At 35.5% G+C, this 4,392-nt stretch carries 3 protein-coding genes; 1 reads left to right on the top strand and 2 read right to left on the bottom strand.

Going from position 1 to position 4,392, the window contains the following annotated elements:
* Positions 1-283: 283 nt before the first annotated feature.
* Positions 284-1,429 (bottom strand): MFS transporter, encoded by a 1,146-nt coding sequence (locus KI369_RS27235; protein WP_212958707.1) that lies wholly within the window; start codon positions 1,427-1,429, stop codon positions 284-286.
* Between the two features lie 286 nt (positions 1,430-1,715).
* Here KI369_RS27235 and KI369_RS27230 point away from each other — a divergent pair, with 286 nt between their 5' ends.
* On the top strand, positions 1,716-1,949 hold the full coding sequence (locus KI369_RS27230) for a hypothetical protein (protein ID WP_238484966.1): 234 nt from the start codon (positions 1,716-1,718) through the stop codon (positions 1,947-1,949).
* A 235-nt stretch (positions 1,950-2,184) separates the two neighbouring features.
* On the opposite strand, the gene KI369_RS27225 is transcribed toward KI369_RS27230, so the two are convergent.
* Positions 2,185-4,392: transglycosylase domain-containing protein (locus KI369_RS27225; protein ID WP_212958703.1), on the bottom strand; the 2,208-nt coding region annotated here is incomplete at its 5' end.

Genomic DNA, 4,392 nt, shown 5'->3' with positions numbered 1-4,392 from the left:
TAAAAAAGTTATTATTTTACATAATTAAATTAAATTTCTTTCATTTTCTAGAGGTAACCTTCAACTAAATGATAGTTTTGAAAGTACCAAAGTTCATCAGCTTCCACAAAAAATAGAATGACTTCTTACTCAACTGACACAATTTCCCCATCTGATTTCTTAAAAACTATCCCTAAAAAATATCCATGCTGCATTAAATTACAATCATGTTATATTCGTAATTCTTCCTTAAACCATTGTAGATCGTCATGTCCAACTTTAATTTCCATCTTTTTACTTCCGTTTATGCAAATTCTTTTTTATCTAATCGCTGTTTTACAAAAAAGACAAAAATAATGAAAGCAAGTAATCCTGAAATTGCACTACCTGCAAATAAAATACGGTAACCAAACATTTGCGAAACGACTCCAAGTAAAATCGCACCTAGTCCAATCCCTAAATCAAATGCGGTAAAAAATGAAGCGTTAGCAACTCCTCTTTTACTCGGATCAACAATTGTAAGCATAGCTGCTTGTAATGCGGGCTGTGCTGAACCGAATCCAACACCGTATAATGCAGCGGCGATAATTACACCCATTAAACTATTAGAAAGTGTTAATACAACTATTGCGATAATTGTAATGAATAGTGCTGGAAGTATGATAAATACTTCTCCATACTTATCTAATAGTTTTCCTGAAATTGGCCTTACAATTGTTAAAGCAACTGCATATACAAGAAAGAATGTCCCAGGATTCACATCAATTGACGATGCAAATAGCGGTAAAAACGTCGTAATCCCTCCATATGCAAATGATAAAAAGAAAACAACAATCGTAATGGATAGAACGGACTTTTCAAACAGTTGTATTTTCCCTTTTTCTTTTTGTGGTGTAAATGGCATTTTCGTCATGAAAGATAAAAAGACTGCCATAAAGGATAAAAGAGTTGCTAACAAGAATAGGCCGTGAAATGAATAATGTTGTACAACCGATAACCCAATCATTGGGCCGATTGCCATTGCAATTGTCATAGCCATCCCGTACCACCCCATCCCTTCACCACGGCGGGAATCTGGAATAATATCAGTTATCGCTGTTCCAACAGCTGTTGTAGAAACAGCCCATGTTACTCCATGAATAACCCGCAAAACAGCTAAAAGGACAATAGTCGACGCTAAATTATACGAATACATCGTTATCCCAAAAAAGATGAGTCCGAAAATAATAAAAGATCTTCTACCATATTGATCTAACATTCCTCCGATAATCGGTCGTATTACAACTGCTGCTATTGTAAACATTCCCATCATGAGTCCAACTTGTGATTCATTGCCACCTATCTCTTTAATAAAGAGCGGGAGCGTTGGAACTAGCAAATAAAATCCTGTAAATAAAAATAACATTGCGAAAGTCATTTGAATAAATGATTTCGTCCATAATCGTTCCATTAAAATTCCTCCATAAACACGTAAGTTATTGCAATTAACACCTCCATTTTACATTTTCTCAGTCCCTTTTCCCTCCGTAAATAGACGTATCTTTTTATAATAAATGGTCCACCATCTATCTAAATTGGTCTTACGACTTTATATGTTTGTTTTAGCCTAAAGTCCTATCTATATGTACCTTTATATGTGTAAATAGAATATACTATTTTATTATTGAAACTTAGGAGTGATCGTTACTATGTGCGTATTACCAAGAATAACTGCAACGGTTCCATCCGTTCCATCCATACACATTCCAGCGGTCCATACGGCAAGTTCGGATGTTGGCATTGAACTCCCTGCAACTTGGCAACAATATCAAATTCCCGGTCAAGTTACTCCCTCATTTTGGCATCATGGCGTACATCCAAGTAGTACTACCTTTTACAACCCCAGTTATACTCCATTGCCACAGGCCCAAGTCTTTTATCATTTTCCATCAATTTATTTTCAAAAATTCTACGGTACCTTTAACATTTAAATTCATCATTGCATAGCTGCATTATAACGAAAATAATACTTCAAATAAAAAAATATTTAGTAATATCACATTACAACTATTTAATCCTAATCCCCTATAAACTGCTTACAATAAAATTTTCTGTAGGAAATCAATAATTAACATTTTAATTTTCTAATTTAAACGATAAAAAAGCACTTAAGATTGTAATTTTTCACAAAACTTAAGTGCTTTTTTATATTTTTATAAAATCTTCTTATTGCCCATTATTAGCAGGAGCTTCTCCTGCATTCCCACCAGTATCTGGTTGTGTGGTCGCTGGTGGAGTTGTATTCCCTTGACCTCCTCCGTTATTTGCTGGAGGTGTCGTATTTCCTTGGCCTCCTCCGTTATTTGCTGGAGGTGTCGTATTTCCTTGACCTCCTCCGTTATTTGCTGGAGGTGTCGTATTTCCTTGACCCTCTCCGTTATTTGCTGGAGGCGTTGTATTTCCTTGACCACCTCCATTATTTGCTGGAGGTGTCGTTCCTTGGCCATTTCCGTTATTTTGTTTCTTTTCTTCTTCTTGTTTCTTTTGCTCTTCTAGTTGCTTTTGTTCTTCTTGCTTCTTAAGTTCCTCTTGTTGCTTTTGTTCTTCTTGTTTTTTAAGCTCTTCTTGTTTCTTTAATTCTTCTTGCTTTTTCTCTTCTTCAGTCTTTTGCTGTTGGTCTTGTTTAGGTTGTTCTGTTGTATCCTGTACACTCGTATTTGGAGAAGAATCACGTTTTTCCCCTTTTATACGTAGCTCACTACCTTCTTGAATAACACTACTTGGCATTTTAAAGCGTGATTTATCCGTAGCCATTTCACTCATCATTTCTTTAAAGATCAGTTGTGCAATTTTCGTATTTTTACTACTAATATACTCGTCTTTACCATCTTTCATATATCCAGTCCATACTGCCATCGTATATTGCGGCGTATAACCTGCAAACCAACTATCACGAGTTGCACTTTCTGGAATTTTATATTGAGCTAATTGTTTTGAAGCATAGTTTGTTGTACCTGTTTTACCAGCTACATCTAAAGAACTTATATTTGCTGCTGTACCAGTACCTGATGTTACTACTGAACGTAGCATATCAGTAATCATATATGCTGTAGAATCAGCCATTACTTGTTTTGGTTTTTGACCGAAACTTTGTGACTTGCCGTCTGGATAAACTACTTTCTTAACAAAATGCGGCTTCGTATACTTACCATCATTACCAAATGCCGCATAAGCACCCGCCATTTCAGTTGGTGATACTTCGTTTGTACCAATAGCATGAGATTCTTTCGGTGCTGAATTAAATGGAATACCTAATTTCTCAGAGAATTCCTTTGATTTATTAAGTCCTACTTCTTTTGCAGTTTTAACTGCTGGAACGTTACGCGACATTTTTAATGCTTCACGCATAGTAATTGGACCTAAATGACTTCTGTCTGCATTTCGAACTTCTTGTCCAGTTGAATATTTAAATGGGGAGTCATCAATTTGATGATACGTAGCCCATTTTAAGTATTCAATAGCCGGCGCGTAATCAAAGATTGGCTTCATAGTTGAACCAGCTGCTCGATCTAATTCAATTGCCATATTATGCCCTTTAAATACTGCTTTATTTTCACCGCGCCCACTACCTATAGCACGAACCTCACCTGTTTTCGTATCCATAAATGTGAAAGCACCTTGGAATTTATCATTTGGATAATTAATAATATTAGTATCTAATATCCTGTCGGCAGCCTTTTGTGCTTCTATGTCTAAAGTTGTATAAATTTCTAAACCGTCAGAACCAATATTAGCATCTGGCAATTCCTTTTCAACTTCTTTCACAACCGCATCCATAAATGCAGGATATGGCATTGCTTGTACAGTTGCAGTCTTAAGTCCATCTGTTACTTTAACTTTCGAAGCTTCTTCCATTTCTGCTTTCGTAATATAACCATGTCGATTCATTAATTTTAGTACAACATCTCTTCTTTCTGTTGCCCTTTGAATATTTTCCGTTTTTGTTGGATCATAGTTATTCGGCGCTTTTGGTAAACCTGCAAGCATCGCAACTTCTGGTAATGTTAACTCTTTTAATTCTTTATTATAGTAGTTTTGTGCTGCTGTTGCGATACCATATGAACGGTTCCCTAAGTTAATTTTATTTAAATACATTTCTAAAATTTCATGTTTAGAATATTGTTGTTCTAGCTTATACGCTAAATATATTTCCTGAACTTTACGTTTTGATGTTTTTTCCATCGATAAGAAGTAGTTTTTAATAACCTGTTGCGTTATTGTACTTCCACCTTGAGAACCGTAATCTCCTTTAAGACTCACCAAAACTGCACGGGCAGTACCTTTAAAGTCTACTCCGCTATGCTCATAAAAACGTGCATCTTCTGTTGCTAAAAATGCATTTTCTACTAATTTAGGAATTTGATCATACGTAAC

Origin of the sequence: Bacillus sanguinis (genome assembly GCF_018332475.1) — a bacterium.
Classification (GTDB): domain Bacteria; phylum Bacillota; class Bacilli; order Bacillales; family Bacillaceae_G; genus Bacillus_A; species Bacillus_A sanguinis.
This window is presented reverse-complemented; position numbering and strand designations above follow the sequence as displayed.

Bases quoted from the DNA above. Each gene is read 5' to 3' on its own strand.
- KI369_RS27235 (WP_212958707.1), bottom strand. From the start codon at position 1,429: ATGGAACGATTATGGACGAAATCATTTATTCAAATGACTTTCGCAATG.